This is a genomic window from Streptococcus oralis, assembly GCF_026782285.1.
In the GTDB taxonomy this organism is placed as follows: domain Bacteria; phylum Bacillota; class Bacilli; order Lactobacillales; family Streptococcaceae; genus Streptococcus; species Streptococcus oralis_CG.
The window spans coordinates 1-21,164 of record NZ_JAKUWG010000001.1; the positions used below are offsets into that span (position 1 = coordinate 1).

General features: G+C 41.6%; 14 protein-coding genes. 10 read left to right on the forward strand and 4 right to left on the reverse strand.

Annotation, left to right across the window (positions count from 1 at the left end):
- The 3 genes from MK403_RS00005 to metK form a co-directional block, all read left to right on the forward strand.
- Nucleotides 1–2,760 (forward strand): SHIRT domain-containing protein (locus tag MK403_RS00005; RefSeq protein WP_268708546.1); only part of this gene is annotated, 2,760 nt, incomplete at its 5' end.
- Between the two features lie 272 nt (nucleotides 2,761–3,032).
- Nucleotides 3,033–4,376 (forward strand): DEAD/DEAH box helicase, encoded by a 1,344-nt coding sequence (locus MK403_RS00010; RefSeq protein WP_268708547.1) that lies wholly within the window; start codon nucleotides 3,033–3,035, stop codon nucleotides 4,374–4,376.
- Nucleotides 4,377–4,718: 342 nt separating this feature from the next.
- A complete protein-coding gene (gene metK, locus MK403_RS00015) occupies nucleotides 4,719–5,909 on the forward strand; it encodes a methionine adenosyltransferase (protein WP_268708548.1) in 1,191 nt (396 codons plus the stop codon).
- A gap of 65 nt (nucleotides 5,910–5,974) precedes the next feature.
- Here the strand turns inward: metK and MK403_RS00020 are convergent, their stop codons facing one another.
- The 4 genes from MK403_RS00020 to MK403_RS00035 form a co-directional block, all read right to left on the reverse strand.
- A complete protein-coding gene (locus MK403_RS00020) occupies nucleotides 5,975–6,274 on the reverse strand; it encodes a DUF1827 family protein (protein ID WP_000767190.1) in 300 nt (99 codons plus the stop codon).
- A gap of 58 nt (nucleotides 6,275–6,332) precedes the next feature.
- Nucleotides 6,333–6,785: an NUDIX hydrolase gene (locus MK403_RS00025; protein WP_268708549.1), complete on the reverse strand. Its 453-nt coding sequence runs from the start codon at nucleotides 6,783–6,785 to the stop codon at nucleotides 6,333–6,335.
- A gap of 131 nt (nucleotides 6,786–6,916) precedes the next feature.
- Nucleotides 6,917–9,178: an ATP-dependent Clp protease ATP-binding subunit gene (locus tag MK403_RS00030; protein ID WP_268708550.1), complete on the reverse strand. Its 2,262-nt coding sequence runs from the start codon at nucleotides 9,176–9,178 to the stop codon at nucleotides 6,917–6,919.
- 236 nt (nucleotides 9,179–9,414) lie between these two features.
- On the reverse strand, nucleotides 9,415–9,645 hold the full coding sequence (locus MK403_RS00035) for a DUF1797 family protein (RefSeq protein ID WP_000443579.1): 231 nt from the start codon (nucleotides 9,643–9,645) through the stop codon (nucleotides 9,415–9,417).
- Between the two features lie 190 nt (nucleotides 9,646–9,835).
- Between MK403_RS00035 and MK403_RS00040 the strand changes: the two genes are divergently transcribed.
- From MK403_RS00040 to MK403_RS00070, 7 genes are all read left to right on the forward strand, one after another.
- Nucleotides 9,836–10,519, forward strand: a complete 684-nt coding sequence (locus tag MK403_RS00040) for an amino acid ABC transporter permease (RefSeq protein ID WP_268708551.1) — start codon at nucleotides 9,836–9,838, stop codon at nucleotides 10,517–10,519.
- Complete coding sequence (locus tag MK403_RS00045) at nucleotides 10,519–11,253, forward strand: amino acid ABC transporter ATP-binding protein (RefSeq protein WP_268708552.1); 735 nt, start codon at nucleotides 10,519–10,521, stop codon at nucleotides 11,251–11,253. Before MK403_RS00040 ends, MK403_RS00045 begins: the two co-directional genes overlap by 1 nt.
- Before the next feature lie 33 nt (nucleotides 11,254–11,286).
- A complete protein-coding gene (locus MK403_RS00050) occupies nucleotides 11,287–11,607 on the forward strand; it encodes a TfoX/Sxy family protein (protein WP_268708553.1) in 321 nt (106 codons plus the stop codon).
- 149 nt (nucleotides 11,608–11,756) lie between these two features.
- Nucleotides 11,757–12,614 (forward strand): bifunctional methylenetetrahydrofolate dehydrogenase/methenyltetrahydrofolate cyclohydrolase, encoded by an 858-nt coding sequence (locus MK403_RS00055; RefSeq protein WP_268708554.1) that lies wholly within the window; start codon nucleotides 11,757–11,759, stop codon nucleotides 12,612–12,614.
- 4 nt (nucleotides 12,615–12,618) lie between these two features.
- Nucleotides 12,619–13,392: an HAD hydrolase family protein gene (locus MK403_RS00060; RefSeq protein ID WP_268708555.1), complete on the forward strand. Its 774-nt coding sequence runs from the start codon at nucleotides 12,619–12,621 to the stop codon at nucleotides 13,390–13,392.
- A 52-nt stretch (nucleotides 13,393–13,444) separates the two neighbouring features.
- Nucleotides 13,445–14,266, forward strand: a complete 822-nt coding sequence (locus MK403_RS00065) for a phosphate ABC transporter ATPase (protein WP_125425205.1) — start codon at nucleotides 13,445–13,447, stop codon at nucleotides 14,264–14,266.
- 169 nt (nucleotides 14,267–14,435) lie between these two features.
- The coding region (locus MK403_RS00070) for an Ig-like domain-containing protein (protein ID WP_268708556.1) at nucleotides 14,436–21,164 on the forward strand (6,729 nt) is incomplete at its 3' end.

The window sequence follows — 21,164 nt, forward strand, 5'->3', positions numbered from 1 at the left end:
TCTGTTTCCGCTCAGCAACCATCCCAAACCACATACACAGATACTGTGAACGACGGCACATGGACCTTCAAGGGTTATGACGTAGCTAGCGCCCTTGTCAACAAGGCAAATGTAGAGTTTGTAGGGAAATGGTCCTTTGAAGCTAACAAGTACCAAGCAAGTTACCGCTTCGAGAGCGCAACATCAGGTAAGGCTCTTCCAGCAGCCATCGCAGCCTTGACACCAAGCGATAGTGCAACTTATGTGAATGGTGCTTCTGTTTCCGCTCAGCAACCATCTCAAACCACATACACAGATACTGTGAACGATGGCACTTGGACCTTCAAGGGTTATGACGCAGCTAGCGCCGTTGTCAACAAGTCAAATGTTGAGTTTGTAGGGAAATGGTCCTTTGAAGCCAACAAGTACCAAGCTACTTACCGCTTCGAGAGCGAGACAGCAGGGAAATCTCTTCCAGCAGCCATCGTAGCCTTGACTCCAAGTGACAGTGATTCGTATGTGAATGGAGACTCTGTTTCCGCTCAGCAACCATCTCAAACCACATACACAGATACTGTGAACGACGGCACATGGACCTTCAAGGGTTACGACGCAGCCAGCGCTGTAGTCAACAAGGCAAATGTAGAGTTTGTAGGGAAATGGACCTTTGAAGCTAACAAGTACCAAGCTACTTACCGCTTCGAGAGTGAGACAGCAGGTAAGACTCTTCCAACAGCCATCGCAGCCTTGACACCAAGCGATAGTGCAACTTATGTGAATGGTGCCTCTGTTTCCGCTCAGCAACCATCCCAAACTACTTACACCGATGCAGTGAACGACGGCACATGGATCTTCAAGGGCTATGACGCAGCTAGCGCCGTTGTCAACAAGGCAAATGTAGAGTTTGTAGGAAAATGGGCCTTTGAAGCTAAGAAGTACCAAGCTACTTACCGCTTCGAGAGCGCAACATCAGGGAAATCTCTTCCAGCAGCCATCGCAGCCTTGACTCCAAGCGACAGTGCAACTTATGTGAATGGTGCCTCTGTTTCCGCTCAACAACCATCCCAAACTACTTACACCGATGCAGTGAACGACGGCATATGGACCTTCAAGGGTTACGACGCAGCCAATGCAGTCGTGAACAAGGCAAATGTAGAGTTTGTAGGAAAATGGGCCTTTGAAGCTAAGAAGTACCAAGCTACTTATCGCTTCGAGAGCGCAACATCAGGGAAATCTCTTCCAGCAGCCATCGCAGCCTTGACTCCAAGCGACAGTGCAACTTATGTGAATGGTGCCTCTGTTTCCGCTCAACAACCATCCCAAACCACTTACACCGACGCAGTGAACGACGGCACTTGGACCTTCAAGGGTTACGACGCAGCTAGCGCCGTTGTCAACAAGTCCGATGTAGAGTTTGTAGGGAAATGGTCCTTTGAAGCTAACAAGTATCAATTAACTTACCGCTTCGAGAGCGCCACAGCAGGTCAGGCTCTTCCAGCAGCCATCGCAGCCTTGACTCCAAGTGACAGTGCAACTTATGTGAATGGTGCCTCTGTTTCCGCTCAACAACCAGCGGAAACCACTTACACAGATACTGTGAACGATGGCACATGGACCTTCAAGGGTTACGACGTAGCTAGCGCCGTTGTCAACAAGTCCGATGTAGAGTTTGTAGGGAAATGGTCCTTTGAAGCTAAGAAGTACCAAGCTACTTATCGCTTCGAGAGCGAGACAGCAGGTAAGGCTCTTCCAGCAGCCATCGCAGCATTAACACCAAGCGACAGTGCAACATATGTGAATGGTAATACTGTTTCAGCACAGCAACCATCTCAAACCACATACACAGATACTGTGAATGATGGCACTTGGACCTTCAAGGGTTACGACGCAGCTAGCGCCGTTGTCAATAAGGCTAATGTAGTCTTCGTCGGTAAGTGGGAATTCAAGGCGAATCCGACAAATGCTGAAACTTATACGCCTCAAGTAACGGAAGAAACTATCAAGGTTGGACAAACACCTGACTTGACCGATAATGTGACGAACTTGCCAAGCCTTCCAGCTGGCACTAAGGTAGTTGATATCACACCTGCAGGTCAAATTGACACAACAAAACCAGGAACTTACACAGGTAAGGTACGAGTTGACTATCCAGATGGTTCTTCTACTGAAGTTCCTGTACCAGTTAATGTTTTGCCTGCGCCGGTAACTGAAACCTATAAAGTGATTTACCGCTTCGAAAGTGCGACAGCAGACAATAACTTGCCAGCAGAAGTATTGAGCTTACTTCCACAAAGTGGAACATATACTACAAGTTCTTCTGCAGCGATTGCTTTTGTTCCAGAAGCACCGATGCCTGTAGAGGTAGCTGTTGCAAATGGTACATGGACATTCCTAGGTTACCAAGAAGTGGAAGAGGGGGCAAATCTAACCTTCGTCGGTAAGTGGGTCTTTGAAGCTAAGCAAGATCCTAGTCCACAACCACAGCCTGCACCAACGCCACAACCACAACCGGTTCCGCAACCAGTACCTCAACCAAATCCAGTTCCACCAGTGAAGCTAGGGGAAGAGCAGGGGGCTGATAATAATCAGGTAAATAGACTTCAACCAAGAAAACCTGAAGAGAATCCACCAGCTCAAAGTCCAGCAGGAGAAAAGGAAAAACAAGCTACATTGCCAAATACAGGTAGCACTGCACCACTTTCACTCACTGGTCTAATGACTAGCTCTCTTCTTGCAGGTCTAGCAGCGTTGCTTCTTGGTCGCAAGCGTGAAGATGATTAAGCACTAATTTTATCTAGAAACTTTCGACTTTTAAAAGATTCTTAAGCACCTGCTTGATTGTTTAACAAATCTATCTGAGTCGCAAGCTAAAGGCTGAGAGAAGACCAATTCGGTCTTCTCTTTTTGCATTTTGGATAGAAAGCAAATGTGTGATCTCAAGTCTAAGAGAGGTATTGGAGAAGTTGAGAGCCTTATGATCGGTCAGATAAGTGTGGCTACAGAAAAAGAACAAAATATGGTATAATGGTTGGAAGAATAGAATTGAGGATAATATGTCATTTACGAAATTTCAATTTAAAAATTATATAGCAGAAGTCTTGGAAGAGTTAAAATTCTCAACTCCAACAGAGGTACAAGAAAAATTAATCCCTATTGTATTGGCGGGTCGTGATTTGGTGGGCGAGTCAAAAACAGGTTCAGGAAAGACCCACACTTTCTTGCTACCCATTTTCCAGCAATTAGATGAAACTAGTGATAGTGTGCAAGCGGTCATTACGGCTCCAAGTCGTGAGTTAGCTACTCAGATTTACCAAGCAGCTCGTCAGATTGCAGCTCACTCAGATGTCGAAGTCCGTGTGGTTAATTATGTGGGTGGTACGGATAAGGCGCGTCAGATTGAAAAACTTGCCAGTAGCCAACCCCATATTGTCATCGGGACTCCAGGGCGTATCTATGACTTGGTCAAATCTGGTGATTTAGCCATTCACAAGGCCAAGACCTTTGTTGTCGATGAAGCCGATATGACCTTAGATATGGGATTCTTGGAAACCGTTGATAAGATTGCTGGAAGTCTTCCAAAAGACTTGCAATTCATGGTCTTTTCAGCAACTATTCCACAGAAGTTGCAGCCCTTCCTGAAAAAATATTTGTCAAATCCTGTTATGGAGAAAATCAAGACCAAAACTGTCATTTCTGATACCATTGATAACTGGTTGATTTCGACCAAGGGTCGTGACAAGAATGCTCAGATTTATGAGTTAACTCAAGTTATGCAACCTTATCTGGCTATGATTTTTGTGAATACCAAGACGCGGGCAGATGAATTGCATTCTTATTTGACTGCTCAAGGATTGAAGGTGGCTAAGATTCATGGAGATATTGCCCCTCGTGAGCGTAAGCGGATCATGAATCAGGTGAAAAATCTCGATTTTGAGTACATTGTCGCAACGGACTTGGCAGCGCGTGGAATTGACATTGAAGGTGTCAGTCATGTCATCAATGATGCCATTCCGCAAGATTTGTCCTTCTTTGTCCACCGTGTTGGTCGAACTGGGCGCAATGGTCTACCTGGTACAGCTATTACCCTTTACCAGCCAAGTGATGACTCGGATATTCGTGAGTTGGAGAAATTAGGGATCAAGTTTATTCCTAAGATGGTCAAAGACGGAGAATTCCAAGATACCTATGACCGTGATCGTCGCGCCAATCGTGAAAAGAAGCAGGATAAGCTTGATATTGAAATAATTGGCTTGGTTAAAAAGAAAAAGAAAAAAGTCAAACCAGGCTATAAGAAGAAGATCCAATGGGCGGTGGATGAAAAACGTCGCAAAACCAAGCGTGCTGAAAATCGTGCACGTGGTCGTGCCGAGCGTAAAGCCAAACGCCAAACTTTCTAAGGATAAAATTGGAGCTGAATGGCTCCTTTTTCTAACTTCGTTTTATGAATTTTCAAAAATACTGCAAAAAAAAGTAAAAAGTGGTATAATGATAAGGTTATATAGTCCCGATAAGATGGTAGAAATTTCTATCAGTACTTTGTAACTCGCATAGAATGACGGCTCCAAAGTCACTCGTCCTTCTACGGTTGCTACTATAATGCGGTCACCTTATGCGCCTTACTAGCTTCAGAAATAAAAAAGTATCGTTTTATTTCTTTCGCGTCGTAACTCTTAGACTGTAGAGATACCTATCAGTACTTTGTAACTCTATAACAATATTTTTTAAGGGGGGACATTTTTATGTCAGAACGTAAATTATTCACGTCTGAATCTGTATCTGAGGGGCATCCGGATAAGATTGCAGACCAAATTTCAGATGCGATTTTGGATGCTATTTTAGCAGAGGATCCAGAAGCGCACGTTGCTGCTGAGACAGCTGTATACACTGGTTCTGTCCACGTTTTTGGTGAAATTTCTACAAATGCCTATGTGGATATTAACCGTGTGGTTCGTAATACCATTGCAGAGATTGGTTACACCAATACAGAGTATGGTTTTTCTGCGGAAACAGTTGGAGTTCATCCATCGCTTGTTGAGCAGTCACCAGATATCGCCCAAGGTGTTAACGAAGCCTTGGAAGTTCGTGGAAATGCAGATCAAGATCCACTTGACTTGATTGGAGCTGGTGACCAGGGTCTTATGTTTGGGTTTGCAGTGGATGAGACAGAAGAACTCATGCCTTTACCAATCTCACTTAGTCACAAGTTGGTTCGTCGTTTGGCAGAACTTCGTAAGTCTGGTGAAATCAGCTATCTCCGTCCAGATGCTAAATCACAAGTTACGGTTGAGTATGATGAAAATGATCGTCCAGTACGTGTGGATACAGTCGTTATTTCAACTCAGCACGATCCAGAAGTTAGCAATGAACAAATCCACGAGGACGTCATTAACAAGGTGATTAAGGAAGTGATTCCAGTCTCTTACTTGGATGAACAAACAAAATTCTTCATCAATCCAACTGGTCGCTTTGTAATCGGTGGACCTCAGGGAGACTCAGGCTTGACTGGTCGTAAGATTATCGTGGACACTTATGGAGGCTACTCTCGTCATGGTGGTGGTGCCTTCTCTGGTAAGGATGCGACGAAGGTGGACCGTTCTGCGTCATATGCAGCTCGCTACATTGCCAAGAACATCGTTGCAGCAGGCCTTGCTAAGAAGGCAGAAGTGCAATTGGCCTACGCTATCGGTGTTGCCCAGCCTGTTTCTGTTCGTATCGATACTTTTGGTACAGGAACAGTAGCTGAAAGCAAGCTTGAAAAAGCAGCGCGTCAAATCTTTGACCTTCGCCCAGCAGGAATTATCCAAATGCTAGACCTCAAACGTCCAATTTACCTTCAAACAGCGGCTTATGGACACATGGGACGTACAGATATTGACCTTCCGTGGGAACGTTTGGATAAGGTAGATGCTTTGAAAGAAGCTGTGAAATAAAATGAAAAAGCTTGGTAATGTTACCAAGCTTTTTGCAAAAGAAAACCAGCTCTAAGCTGGTTTTCTTATTTTGTAGGAATAGAAATTTCAATCAATTTATCAGAGTAGAGGGTCTTGATATTAGCTTCATCGATCTTATCTTTATCGATTTTGCGTTTCATGAAGAAATCTTGAATGGTTTCGATTTCTGGTTCACGAATAGCACGGTGTTTGTTGGAAATGAGGATTTCATAGTGAAGCGGAGCTTGTGTGAAAATCACATCTGTGTTTCCAGCAGAATAGACCTCAACAAGAGTTGCGTCAGTACTTTCTAATTGGCTTTTAACAAGTTGCGAGTGTGAATTAGTCGTGTTGATAAGCTTCATAATAGTTCCTCCGATTTTCTAACTCTATTATAGCACTTTTTGGATAAAATCGTGTATTTTAGTCAATTCTATGCTGAATTTTCCAAGCTTCAATTCCCCATTTATGGCTACCACGTTTGAGTTTTTCAATTGCTTCATCAATAGGAAACCAAGCAATATGATTAAAATCTTCTAATGGTTTTTGTACTTCTTGGAAAGAAGTGGCTTCATAGAGATAAGCTGGATTGTAGTAGTAGGTGTCACGGTGGCGAGAGTAGAAATACTCATCAGCTTGTCCGAAATAGCTTCCGATTTCAGCTGTAAAGCCAAGTTCTTCGATTAGTTCTCTCTTCAGTGCTTCTTGATGGTCTTCACCTGTTTCAATTTCTCCGCCTGGCAAGAACCAAGCACCATTAGGAGCTTGAACTAAGACAATTTGTTTTTTTTCTGGATCAGGAATAACTACGTAAACGCCGTAGCGGGGCAGGTAGGTCACATTCTCTCTTTTTTCACCAAAAGTTGGGTTTGCCATAGAACTTTCCTCATTCTCTAGTATCTTTATTATTATCATAATGGACGAGGGGCGAGCTGTCAAGAATAAACAGTTATTTTAGTAAAAAAAGGTGCAGAAAATGATAGACTTCCTGCACCTGTTAGATCGTTTTATTCTTCTATTTCAGAAGCAATCTCTTCTATTTTTTCAGTTTTTTTGGCAGATTTGATCTGAATTTTACCATTACTTGTCATAACTGCCTTGAGGTCTTTTTCACTTGGATTTTCAAGGTAGTAGTCAGTGATGGCGTCCTCGATATGGTCTTGAATGGTACGGCGGAGTGGGCGTGCCCCCATTTTTGGATCATATCCCAAGTCAACCAACTTTTCCTTGACCTTGTCTGTCACATCAAGGTGGATATTGTTGCTAGAGAGGCGTTTGTTGACATCTGCTAGCATGAGTTCGACGATTTGGAGAAGGTTGTCCTTGCTGAGAGGTTTAAATTCGATGATGCCGTCAAAACGGTTCATAAACTCAGGACTAAAGAAGTTGCCGAGTTCACCGAGAACAGAGTTGGTTCGACCTTCACGAGCAGCTCCAAAACCAACGCTGGCTTCGGCTTTACCAGTACCCGCATTTGAGGTCATGATAATGATGGCATCCTTAAAGCTAACTGTTCGTCCTTGCCCATCAGTCAAACGACCATCGTCCAAGACTTGGAGGAACATGTGCATCACATCTGGGTGGGCTTTTTCAACTTCATCGAGAAGGATGAGTGAGTAAGGATTGCGACGAACTTTTTCCGTTAACTGACCAGCTTCATCGTAGCCTACATAGCCTGGAGGGGCTCCGACCAATTTAGCCACACTGTGTTTTTCCATGTATTCACTCATATCAAAGCGAATCATGCTGTCAGCAGAACCAAAGAGTTCAATGGCTAGTTGTTTGGAAAGTTCTGTCTTACCGACACCAGTTGGTCCGACAAAGAGGAAGCTTCCGATTGGGCGGTTAGGAGTTCCAAGTCCAACACGATTACGACGGATGGCCTTGGCAATCTTATCGACAGCTTCATCTTGACCAATGACATGAGCTTTGAGGTCGTCTGCTAGATGGATAAGCTGAGCCTGTTCTTTTTCTTTGAGTTCTCCAACAGGAATATTGGTTTTCTGCTCAATGATGTGTTCGATTGTTTTCTCGCTAATGATAGGAGTATCCTGATCGGTCACCTTGTTTTTCTGCATTTCCTTGTACTTGGCAATCTGATCGCGGAAATAGGCAGCCTTTTCAAAGTCTTCCTCTCGTGTAGCTTGAGCCTTGAGATTCTCAGCCTCAATCAAGCGCTGGTCAATCACTTTAGGATCAACAAAGTTCAGCGTCAGATTCATCTTTGAACCGGCTTCGTCTAAAAGGTCAATAGCCTTGTCTGGCAAGAAGCGGTCTTGGATGTAGCGGTTGGAAAGATTTGCAGCAGCTTCGATAGCAGCATCAGTATACTTGACGTGATGGTAGTCTTCGTATTTCTTTTGAATCCCTTTGAGGATGGTGATGGTTTCTTCGACAGTTGGTTCATCTACCTTGACAGGCTGCATACGGCGCTCTAGAGCAGCATCTTTTTCAATGATACGGTATTCATTGAGAGTAGTGGCACCGACCAGTTGCAATTCACCACGGGCAAGGGCAGGTTTGAGGATATTTCCTGCATCCATATTGCCATCGCCAGCAGATCCTGCACCGACAATTTCATGGATTTCATCGATAAAGAGAATGATGTCCTCGCGTTTGCGGATTTCTTCCATGAGCTTCTGCATACGCTCTTCAAATTGGCCTCGAATCCCTGTTCCTTGAACTAGACTGACCACATCCAGACGGATGACCTGCTTGCCTTGGAGTTTATGGGGAACATCGCCATCGACAATTTTTTGAGCTAGACCTTCAACAACGGCTGTTTTACCAACACCTGGTTCTCCGATAAGGACAGGATTGTTTTTGGTTCGACGGTTGAGAATTTCGATAACGCGGATAATCTCCTCGTCTCGGCCGATAACAGGGTCAATATCTCCTCGACGAGCTATTTCAGTCACGTTGATACCATATTCCTCTAGGAGCCCTCTTTCTTGGCTAGGAGGAGGTGTTTGAAGTGGACCACGTTTTTGAGGTCCGTATCCCCCATCACCCCCATATCCTCCACCTGATTGAGTTGGGGGAACGTTATTTGAAGAAGCCCTGAAATTATTCAAATCATTGAAAAAGTCTCCAAAAGGATCAAAGTCTCGATTGTTTAGGTCAGTCATTCCTTTAAAGAGGGTATTGTTTGGATCCGTTTTGATAATTTTATAGCAATTTTGACAGAGATCAATTTGCTTTTGTTGTCCATTGATATTGGTATACAGATGAATTGTTGAGTCGTTTATTTTACAGTTTTGACAGAGCATACATCTACCTCATTTCATTCTTATTCTTGGCTTAATAAAAAGGTCAAAAATAGTCAAAGTTTTATACTCTCATTATAGCATGATTAAGGTGTAAAGCAAGTAAAAAGATTAGGCCAGGAAGTTTTCGAGAGAAGTTCTTTATAAAAATCTTTGCAGTTGATGATAAGAAAAAATCCCATTTGCAGGGACAAAAAGGATTCTCGTTCATCAGTCAGGTTTTCCCTGCTGATTTTTTATTAGTAAAGGAGTTCGTAGATCTCCATTGCAATCAAGTCAATACTATCAAAGGTATAGGTTTCACGTGCTTCAACATCGCGAAGGGTGAAGAGTGATCCATTTTCTTCGTCATAGCTGTATGCAACTTCTGCAACAACAACTCCTTCACGTTCAAAATTACGTTTTAGATTTCCGCCATCTTTTGTCATAGCTTCTAGGCGGTTGATGATTCTAACCAAATGTGATTCCATTATGATTCTCCTCCATTTCTTATCGTTACTATTTTACCATAAACCACGGGGACTTGACTAGAAAAAACTAAGATTTCTCGCTATTTCTCTTTTGCATAAAATTATTGGTGAAAATCAGTGGGAAAAGATTGAATTTTAATTCAATACATGTTATAATCATACAATCTGATATTTAGAAAGCTGAGTTTATATGAATTTTTCCTTTTTACCAAAGTATTTACCTTATTTTAATTATGGTGCTCTTATCACTGTAGTGATTTCAATTCTGGTAGTCTTTTTCGGTACCATTCTAGGTGTCTTATTGGCCTTTGCTCAGCGATCACGCTTTAAACCGCTTGTTTGGTTTGCAAATGTCTATGTATGGATTTTCCGTGGAACTCCGATGATGGTTCAGATTATGATTGCCTTTGCCCTTATGCATATCAACGCTCCGACTATCCAAGTGGGAATTTTAGGTGTGGACCTTTCTCGTTTGATTCCTGGTATTCTGATTATCTCGATGAACAGTGGTGCTTATGTGTCTGAAACCGTTCGTGCAGGGATCAATGCAGTTCCTCAAGGGCAGTTGGAGGCGGCTTATTCCTTGGGTATTCGTCCCAAAAATGCCATGCGTTATGTCATTTTGCCACAGGCAATTAAGAATATTTTACCAGCGCTGGGAAATGAATTCATCACCATTATCAAGGATAGTTCCCTCTTGTCAGCGATTGGGGTGATGGAGTTGTGGAATGGTGCAACGACAGTAGCGACAACAACTTATTTACCGTTGACTCCCCTTTTATTTGCAGCCTTTTATTACTTGATTATGACTTCTGTTTTGACCGTGGCTTTGAAGGCATTTGAAAATTACATTGGACAAGGAGACAAAAAATAATGACAGAAACCTTGATTAAAATTGAAGAACTACATAAGTCTTTTGGGAAAAATGAAGTCTTGAAAGGGATTGACCTTGAGATCAAAAGAGGGGAAGTCGTGGTAATTATCGGTCCGTCAGGTAGCGGGAAATCAACCCTCCTTCGTTCGATGAATCTTCTCGAGGAAGCAAGTAAGGGAAAGGTTATCTTTGAAGGAGTCGATATTACGGATCAGAAGAATGATCTTTTTGCTATGCGTGAAAAGATGGGCATGGTATTTCAACAATTCAACCTCTTTCCAAATATGACGGTCATGGAAAACATCACCCTGTCTCCAATCAAAACCAAAGGGGAAAGCAAGGAAGTAGCGGAGAAAAGAGCGCAAGAACTGCTAGAAAAAGTTGGCCTACCAGATAAGGCGACGGCCTATCCACAGAGTTTGTCAGGTGGTCAGCAACAACGGATTGCCATTGCACGTGGACTTGCTATGGAACCAGATGTTTTGCTTTTTGATGAGCCGACTTCAGCCCTAGACCCTGAGATGGTTGGAGAAGTTCTAGCTGTGATGCAAGACCTTGCCAAGTCAGGGATGACCATGGTGATTGTGACTCATGAAATGGGTTTTGCGCGTGAGGTAGCAGACCGTGTCATCTTTATGGCAGATGGGGTTGTTGTTGAAGATGGAAGGCCAGAGGAGGTTTTTGACCAAACCCAAGAACAACGGACCAAGGATTTTTTGAGTAAGGTTTTGTAAGACCTCATTTTTAGAAGAAGTGGAGTAGAAATCATGGCTTCAAGTAAGGAATATTTAGCCTTTATTCTCGATCAGTTTTCGGAGCTAGAGGAGATGAGTTATCGTCAAATGATGGGAGAGTATATCCTTTATTATCGTGGGAAGATTATTGGGGGAATCTATGATAATCGTTTGTTATTGAAGCCTGTGAAGGTGATCATGGATCAACTGGGCCAGACAAGACTTGAACGTCCTTATGAAGGAGCTAAGGAGATGATTTTACTAGAAGACCTTGAAGACAAGTCATTTCTAACGAGATTAATCAAGGAGATGTACGAAGTTTTGCCTGTTCCCAAGGTCAAAAAGAAAGCATGATAGACTTGCCTAAGATAAATAGGCACTAAAAGCTCGATAAGAGCTTTTTCTTATAGTTTCAAACTATAAGGTCTATTAGTCAAGAAGTGTTAGAATGCCAAGGTATTTTTTGATATAATAGAAGATATTTGATAGAAAAGAGAAGAAATATGGCACAGATTATTGATGGGAAGGCTCTTGCAGCTAAGTTACAAGGACAGTTGGCTGAAAAGACTGCCAAACTAAAAGAAGAAACAGGTCTAGTTCCAGGCTTGGTGGTGATTTTGGTGGGGGACAATCCTGCCAGCCAAGTTTACGTTCGCAACAAGGAACGGTCAGCTCTTGCTGCTGGCTTCCGTAGTGAAGTTGTGCGAGTTCCAGATACTATTACCCAAGCGGAATTGTTGGACTTGATTGCTAACTATAATCAAGATTCAGCTTGGCATGGGATTTTGGTTCAGTTACCTTTACCCAAACATATCGATGAAGAGGCGGTTTTATTAGCCATTGACCCAGAAAAGGATGTAGATGGTTTCCATCCGCTAAACATGGGGCGTCTTTGGTCTGGTCATCCAGTTATGATTCCTTCGACACCTGCAGGAATTATGGAGATGTTTCATGAATATGGGATTGAGTTGGAAGGTAAAAATGCGGTTGTTATCGGTCGTTCGAATATCGTTGGAAAGCCAATGGCTCAGCTTCTTTTAGACAAGAATGCTACTGTTACTCTAACTCATTCCCGTACAAAAGATCTAGCTCAAGTAGCATCGCAAGCAGATATTCTTGTCGTTGCTATCGGTCGTGCTAAGTTTGTGACTGCTGACTTTGTCAAACCAGGAGCGGTTGTCATTGACGTTGGGATGAACCGAGATGAAAATGGCAAGCTTTGTGGAGATGTTGATTATGATGCTGTTGCACCACTGGCTAGTCACATCACACCTGTACCTGGTGGAGTTGGTCCTATGACGATTACCATGCTAATGGAGCAAACCTATCAGGCAGCGCTTCGAACACTAAACAAGGACTAGGAAGATGAAATTCGTATTTGACCTTGATGGAACACTGTCTTTTGACTACATGACCATAGATGAGGAGATTAAGCAGGTTCTTTTAAAGGCTGAAGATTATGGGCATGAGCTTGTGTTTGCCTCAGCCCGCTCTTATCGGGACTGCTTGGGTTTATTAGGTCCTGAACTCAGTCAGCGCTTGGTTATAGGTTTGAATGGAGGCGTAGCCTACCATCTGGGACAGGCTATCTTCGAAAGGAATCTCGATGCTAGAGTTTATCAGGCGCTAGTAGATTATTGCCAGACTTATAATCTCCCTTTCTTTGCAGATGATTGCTTTGACTATAGTGGTCAGATCGTGGAGAAGATTCCATTTATCTCTAGTGTGGATCCCCTAAAGGTAGCTCGTCATCAGAAACTTGAGGACTTGGGTACTCCGATTAAGGTAGTCGTTTATATGGGAGACCATGAGGATTTACTTGATGACCTGCTTGGTCAGTTAGAAAGACTGGGGCAGGCTCATCTGTCTTATCATGCTCATGAAAAGTGTCTTTATGTCAATCCCTGGGATACTCATAAGGCGACAACTGTTGAAAAGTTGTGTGGAGAGAACTTCATTGCTTTTGGAAATGACCAAAATGATATTGAACTGTTTAAAACATCCCTCTATTCAGTCCAGATAGGAAATTTCGCAGTCCTTACTCCATATGCAGATGAAACATTTGAGCTAAAAGGAGAACCTTCTCCAGCAGTGGCAGCTAAAATTTTACAGACCTTTGCGGAATTTAAGGGAAAATAGATAAAAGGAGGTCTGAACCTCCTTTTGTAGTATAGTAAAGTGAGGTGGTTAGATGATTTTAAAAATTTATAATGGAGAATATAGTTTGCAATGGGATGGAATATATCACTTAGCACTAATTGATTATCCAAATATTCAAGAGTGGGAATTAGAAAAAATTGCTAAATTTATAGCTTACGAAAAACTTCATAAACGTCAAACAAGTATCGAGTGTACTGATTCTTGTTTAAAAAAAGAAATTTTAGATTACCTCTGTCAGCATCCTTTTCTGCCACCATTTACCCCTACAGATAAAAGAGTAGCCTCGACTTATGATCTACATAAGAGGTTAGTGACTTCAGACTACTGTAGCCATACTACGACTATAGACGCAGCGATTTCTATTCTTAAAACTGGTCAGCTCTTATCTGCAGTGAAAGCCTTTGGTCGAGATGCTGAGGGGTTGGTTTTGGATAGTCGAAATGCTGCATCTGATCCGAAAGATTATTTTGACTATGTCATGTTAGGATGGTCAAATACAAGTTCTGGTTATCGATTAGCGATGGAGCGTTTATTAGGTCGAGCTCCTTCAGAGAAAGAATTACAAGACAAGTTTATTCCTGGAGTGAGTTTTCATTTTATCTATACAGATTTGATTAAAGTTCCTGGTTATATTTTTGATGGTTACCATGTTGCAAAAATTAAGGACATGCTTAATTTATTTAGTGAGTTGTATATTTGCATTATTCCAACTCATAATAAGAGCCACTTTGAAAATATTATTCCAAGTCGATTACTAGATAGGGTGTATTATCTTGACCATGATGGAGAAGGTTTGGAAGAGTGGACTAAAAAAGTGTATCGGATTGTCTTAAAACAATCAGGTAAAGGATAGTTGAGGAAAAAAACGATGAAAGTGATTGCAATTTTAGGTGTATTTTGATATATTTAATATATAAAATATATTATCGAACTTGGTACTTGTTTGTGTATTCAGAAGGAGGTTATTTTTTAAAATAAAGTAAACGCTTACTTTGTATCAAGAAAAAGAAATGAGGATTTTAATGAACAAAAGACTTTTTGATAAACGTTGTCATTATAGCATTCGTAAATTTGCAATAGGTGCGGCATCTGTAATGATTGGGGCTAGTATATTTGGTATTTCTGCTGTACAAGCTGAGGAGGTGGCTTCATCCAATGCTAAAACAGAAGAAACAACTGTTCATCAAGCTCAACCTTTAGATAAGCTTCCTGATGATGTGGCAGCTGCTATTGCAAAGGCTGATGAGAATGGTGGGCGTGAGTTTGTAAAACCAAAAGCTGAATCGGCAGAAGACAAAGTGACTAAGGATACAGAACCTACTACACCTATTAACGAGAGTAGTCGTGAATTGGTTAGTCCTAAAGGGGAAACTCCAAATAAAGTAGAAGAAGGAAACAAGGCTGATAACAAACAGAAATCTGAAGAGGCAAATCCAAAGCCTGTTGAATCTGCAGTAACAGCTGGAACAGAAGTGAAAGAGGATTCTAAAAAAACTTCTGAAAAGGACCAAGTGAAAGCAGACACAGAGATTAAACCTTCTTCTGAAAAATCGCAAGTGCTGGTGCTGTCTAGAGAGTCAAACAAAGCCGAAGTTGAAAAGGAAAAACAGCTATTATCGGAACGAAAACAAGATTTTAATAAAGATTGGTATTTTAAACTAAATGCCCAAGGAGATTTTTCAAAAAAAGATGTGGATGTTCATGATTGGTCTAAATTGAATCTTCCTCATGATTGGAGTATTTATTTTGACTTTGATCACAAATCTCCCGCGCGTAATGAGGGTGGCCAGTTAAATGGTGGAACAGCTTGGTATCGTAAGACTTTCACATTAAATGAAGCTGACAAGAATAAGGATGTTCGTATCAATTTTGATGGGGTTTACATGGATTCAAAAGTCTATGTAAATGGTAAATTTGTCGGACATTATCCAAGCGGCTATAATCATTTTTCATATGATATCACAGAATTTTTAAACAAGGATGGTAGTGAAAATTCAATTACTGTTCAAGTGACCAATAAGCAACCAAGTAGTCGCTGGTATTCAGGAAGTGGGATTTATCGTGATGTAACCCTTAGTTATCGTGATAAAGTTCATGTTGCCGAAAATGGTAATCATATCACTACACCAAAACTTGCTGAGCAAAAAGAAGGGAATGTTGAAACACAGGTTCAGAGTAGGATTAAAAATACGGATAAAAAGGCTACTAAAGTCTTTGTGGAACAACAAATTTTTACTAAGGAAGGTAAGGTTGTTTCAGAATTAGTCCGCTCTGAAACGAAGAATTTAGCAGAAAATGAAACTGCAGATTTCAGACAAACAATCCTAGTTAATAAACCAACTCTTTGGACGACAAAAAGTTATCATCCACAACTGTATGTGCTGAAAACAAAGGTTTATAAAGAAGGTCAACTAGTTGATGTAACAGAAGATACATTTGGTTACCGTTATTTCAATTGGACTGCGAAGGAAGGTTTCTCTCTGAATGGTGAACGTATGAAATTCCACGGGGTAAGTATTCACCATGACAATGGAGCTTTGGGGGCAGAAGAGAATTATAAGGCTACCTATCGTAAATTAAAACTCTTGAAAGATATGGGAGTTAACTCTATTCGAACAACCCACAATCCAGCGAGTCCTCAGTTGCTTGATGCTGCAGCTAGTTTAGGTCTCTTGGTTCAAGAGGAAGCTTTTGATACTTGGTATGGTGGCAAGAAGACTTACGACTATGGACGGTTCTTTGATCAAGATGCAACTCATCCTGAAGCTAAGAAGGGTGAGAAGTGGTCTGATTTTGATCTTAGAACAATGGTAGAACGTGATAAGAACAATCCGTCTATCGTAATGTGGTCTCTTGGAAATGAGGTGGAAGAGGCAAATGGTAGTCCTCGTTCTATCGAGACAGCTAAACGTCTGAAGGCTATTATCAAGGCGATTGATACTGAACGTTATGTCACCATGGGTGAAAATAAATTTAGTCGTGCAGCGACAGGTGATTTCTTGAAACTCGCAGAAATCATGGATGCTGTCGGTATGAACTATGGTGAACGTTTTTATGATGCGGTTCGTAGTGCTCATCCAGACTGGCTCATTTATGGTTCTGAAACCTCTTCAGCTACTAGAACGCGTGATTCTTATTATAACCCTGCTCAAATCCTTGGACACGACAATCGTCCAAATCGTCACTATGAACAATCTGACTATGGTAATGACCGTGTTGGATGGGGAAGAACAGCTACTGAATCATGGACTTTTGACCGTGATCGTGCTGGCTATGCTGGACAATTTATCTGGACAGGAATTGACTATATCGGTGAACCAACTCCATGGCATAACCAAGATAATACACCTGTAAAAAGTTCTTACTTTGGTATCATCGATACGGCTGGTTTACCAAAGAATGATTTCTACCTTTACCGTAGTGAATGGTATAGTGCTAAAGAAAAGCCAACTGTTCGCATTTTACCACATTGGAACTGGACTGAAGAGACCCTTAAGGAACGCAAGATGCTGGTTGATGGAAAGGTTCCGGTTCGTACCTTCTCAAATGCTGCAAGCGTCGAATTGTTCTTAAATGGAGAGTCACTTGGTAAAAAGGAATTTACTAAGAAAACGACAGAAGATGGACGTCCATATCATGAGGGGGCTAAACCAAGTGAATTGTATCTTGAGTGGCTTGTGAAATACCAACCAGGTACACTGACTGCGATTGCTCGAGATGAAAATGGGAATGAAATTGCGCGTGATAGTGTGACAACTGCTGGGGAGCCAGCAAGAGTTCGTCTGACTAAAGAAGAGCATGTTATCACTGCAGATGGAAAAGACCTATCCTACATCCATTACGAAATTGTTGATGGTGATGGGAATGTGGTTCCAACAGCTAACAATCTTGTTCATTTCAATCTTCATGGTCAGGGACAAATCGTTGGTGTGGATAATGGAGAACAAGCTAGTCGTGAACGCTACAAAGCTCAAGCAGATGGAACATGGCAAAGACGTGCTTTCAATGGTAAAGGGGTTGTCATTGTAAAATCAACAGAAAAAGAAGGTAAATTTACTCTTTATGCAGATTCTGCTGGTTTAACTTCTGATAGCGCAACAGTCGCAACTGTGTCTGGTAAGAAAGAAAACCGTCACTTTGTAGCCTTTGCTCCTGTAAAAGCAACAACTGACGTGACGACAAATCCTGAATTACCTCAAACAGTAACAGCTATTTATAGTGACGGTAGTGTTGAGGAAAAGACTGTAACTTGGGAAATGCCATCTGACTTGCTTACAAGCGCAGGTGAGAAAAAAGTATCTGGACGTGTAGAAGGTTTGGAAACTAAAGCTGAGGCACTTGTTAAAGTGATTGCTTTAGATAGATGGTTACCAAAAGTTGCTACAGTCCCAGTTGGAACGAATGCGGCTGATTTGGATAAAACGGTCACAGCTGTTCTGACAGATGGTAGCTTGATTGATACTGATGTTGTTTCTTGGACCTTGAAAGACCCTGCTGCTTTGAACAAGGAAGGTGGACGTACGGAGGCTACTGGTAAATTGGTAGATGACGACCGTGAAGTGACTGCAACCTTTATCGCAAGTAGTAAGGAAACAACAAGTAGCATTACAGGACTTACTGCTGGGGATAAAGCTCTTGAGAATTTTGAGTCTGGCAAGACCTATTACCGTGTATCCCTTCCTTACACTGCAACTATTCCAAGTGTTGGAGCTCAGACTACCGGATATCAAGTAACTGTTCAGCAAGCTTCTGCTGATAATGGTTATCAGGCTTCTGTCTTCTTGAGTGACCAAAAGGGTGACTTGGTTCAAACTTACTTAATTCAGTTTGTGAAGGAAGCTCCTGCTTTGAAACGTTTGGAAGTGGTTGTAGAAGGAAAAGAAACTGCCACTGAAGATCAAGTATTAACTTATCACGTCATTGGTCGTTATGAGGATGGTTCACAAACAGAGTTTTCGGCTTCAGATATTCACTTAGAAGCTAAATCATCTGATGGGGGACATCTTGAGGTGAATGGTCAGAATCTATTGCTCTATACTAAGGGAAGAGTGACTTTGACACCTCGAATCGATAATCAAACAGAGAAAACAGAATCTGTAACCACTGAAGTGGTGATTAAAGAAAATAAAGTCAGCAAGAAGATTGTGAAACTTCATTCTGTGCCTGTTTCTACAGATATCAATCAGCAACCGAATCTACCTAAAGAAGTTGGAGCAGAATTTGATAAGGGCTTGCCACGCAAAGTATCTGTAGCTTGGGATAAGGTAGATGAAAAAGAGTTGGGGCACTATCATAGCTTTACGCTTAAAGGACATGTGGAAGGCACAGATATTGAAGCTCAAGCGACTGTAACGGTTGAAGGATTGCAAGTTGCAGAGGAAATCAGTCTCACAGTACCTAAGGGTGAGACGGTTCAATTGCCAGCTAATGTCCGGGCTTACCATTCTAACGGAACAACTATCTACAAAGATGTTGTTTGGGATCAGGTTCCAGCCAACTTTAGTCAAACTGAAGGGGTCTATGAAATCAATGGTCGTTTAGTAGGTAGCAATCTGACAACTAAAGCTCATGTTCGAGTGTCTAGTCAAGTGGTTGCTGGAAATAATATCTCTAAACAATGGACAGGTTCACAATTACCAGCTGCCATTGTATCCAATACAGGAGGAGATGACACAGCCAACACCTTGAACGATTTGACTGTATCAAGAACGCCATCAGATGCTAAAAATAGATGGACTACTTGGAGAACAAATACTGATAATGACTGGGCTTCTATCTTATTTGGTAATTCAGGAGACTTGACGAAGCGTTTTGTCAACAATTTGTCGGTTGATTTCTATACTGATGGAGCAATTGGTCTTCCAAAAGAATATGTAGTTGAATATTATGTAGGTAAAGAAATTCCAGATTTACCAAGTGATGTCAGTCATGCGCAACGAGATAGCAATCATCCATTTAATAATCCAGACAATTGGAAAGCAGTTGAAAACTTACATGCTCCAAGTCAGCTGTCTGCAACTCAAACCAATCACTTCACATTTGACAAGGTCGAAACCTACGCTGTTCGTATTCGTATGAAGAAAGCAGATGGAACATCAGGTGTTGGTCTGACAGAGCTAACTGTGCTTGGAAACAAGGTCTTAAGTGAAACAAGTTCAGAGATTTCTATCAAGGTAGATGGCAAGGATCTTGAACATTTTAATCCATCTAAGACAGATTACTATATTCCTCAATCTAGCAAAGAAATCACAGCAACAGCTAGCAATAATGGTTTGGTAACAGTTGTTCCTGCAACAAGTCCAAAAGGTGCAACACGTCTCATCTTGAAAGCAGAAGATGGTACGGTGTTGAAAGAATATCGAATTTTCCGCAATGATGAGAGAGAAACTAGTCAACCTCTTGCTGCAGAAAACAGTGCTAAAATCTTGAATGTTGGAGACAATCTTCAACTTCCTTCAGAAGTAAGTGTTTATTATCCAACTTCAACTAATTGGACTACAGATAAACTTGCAGTGAAGTGGGATGCTATTCCTGAACATGCGACAGAGCATGAGGGAACATTTGAAGTTACCGGTCATGTCATTGGTACAAATCTAACGACTAAAATGCAGGTGACAGTTGTTTCTAAAGGCAATCAAGTCATTTCAGAAAATCCAAGCAACAATGAAACTGATTCTAAAGCCTTTGCTTCGACAACGAACGATACTCAAGCAGCTTCACATGATCGAATTTTCTATATCAATGATGGAAAATACAATGAAGATGGACGTTGGACAAACTGGTCTCGTACTCCGAAAAATCAAGAAACTTCTGTTGGATTACTCTTTAAGAAGGATGGAAAAATTGCTTCTCAATCTATTGGGAAAGTAGCCATTCAGTTCTTTAAAGATAGTGGCACAGATGCTCCAGAGAAAATGGTTCTAGAAAGATATATTGGTCCTGCTTTTACAGAACCAAGTACGATTTCTCGTTACGAAGAAAATGCCGATCATCCATTTAACAAGGCAGAAAATTGGGCACCAATTTCTTACAAAGCTTCTGGAGAATTAGTAGCTGGTAAACCAATCGAGTTTAACTTTGAACCGGTTCAAACGACAGCTATTCGTGCGCGCATGACTCGTAAGGCTACCACCAATGGTCTTGCACTTGTAGAATTTACAGCCTACTCTGCAGGCAAGGGATCAGAAGTGGAAACACCATCAGCGACTATTTCGATCGACGGAAAAGCATTGGAAAACTTTGATCCAAATGTGACAGATTACACTCTAACAACAATGGGTTCAAAACCAAAAGTCACTGCAACAACTAGTGGACATGGAGTAGTTACAGTTGTGGATTCTGGAAATGCCAATCTTCCAACACTGGTTCGTCTTGTTTCCAAAGATGGAAATCTGGTGAAAGAATATCGTTTACACTTTAAGTCTACCTTCCAAACAACACCAACAGAAGGCGTTAAGAACTTAGTAGCAGAAACTCCAAGTTTGGAAATTGAAAAGACTCCGCTTCCGTTTAAAGAAGTTATTCGTGAAAACCCTGAACTTGCTCAAGGTCAACGTCGTATCGTTTCTGAAGGACAAGATGGAGAAAAAGTTGACTATATTCAAGTTTTGGGTACTACTAGAAGTCTTGTTCATTCTGAAGAAAGAAAGGCTCAGGATCGCATTGTTGAAGTAGGAGTGAAAGCATCTATTTCAAGTAGTAAAGGCGAGGAGCCAGCTCCAATCAATGAAGTTCCAGAATTCAAAGGAGGT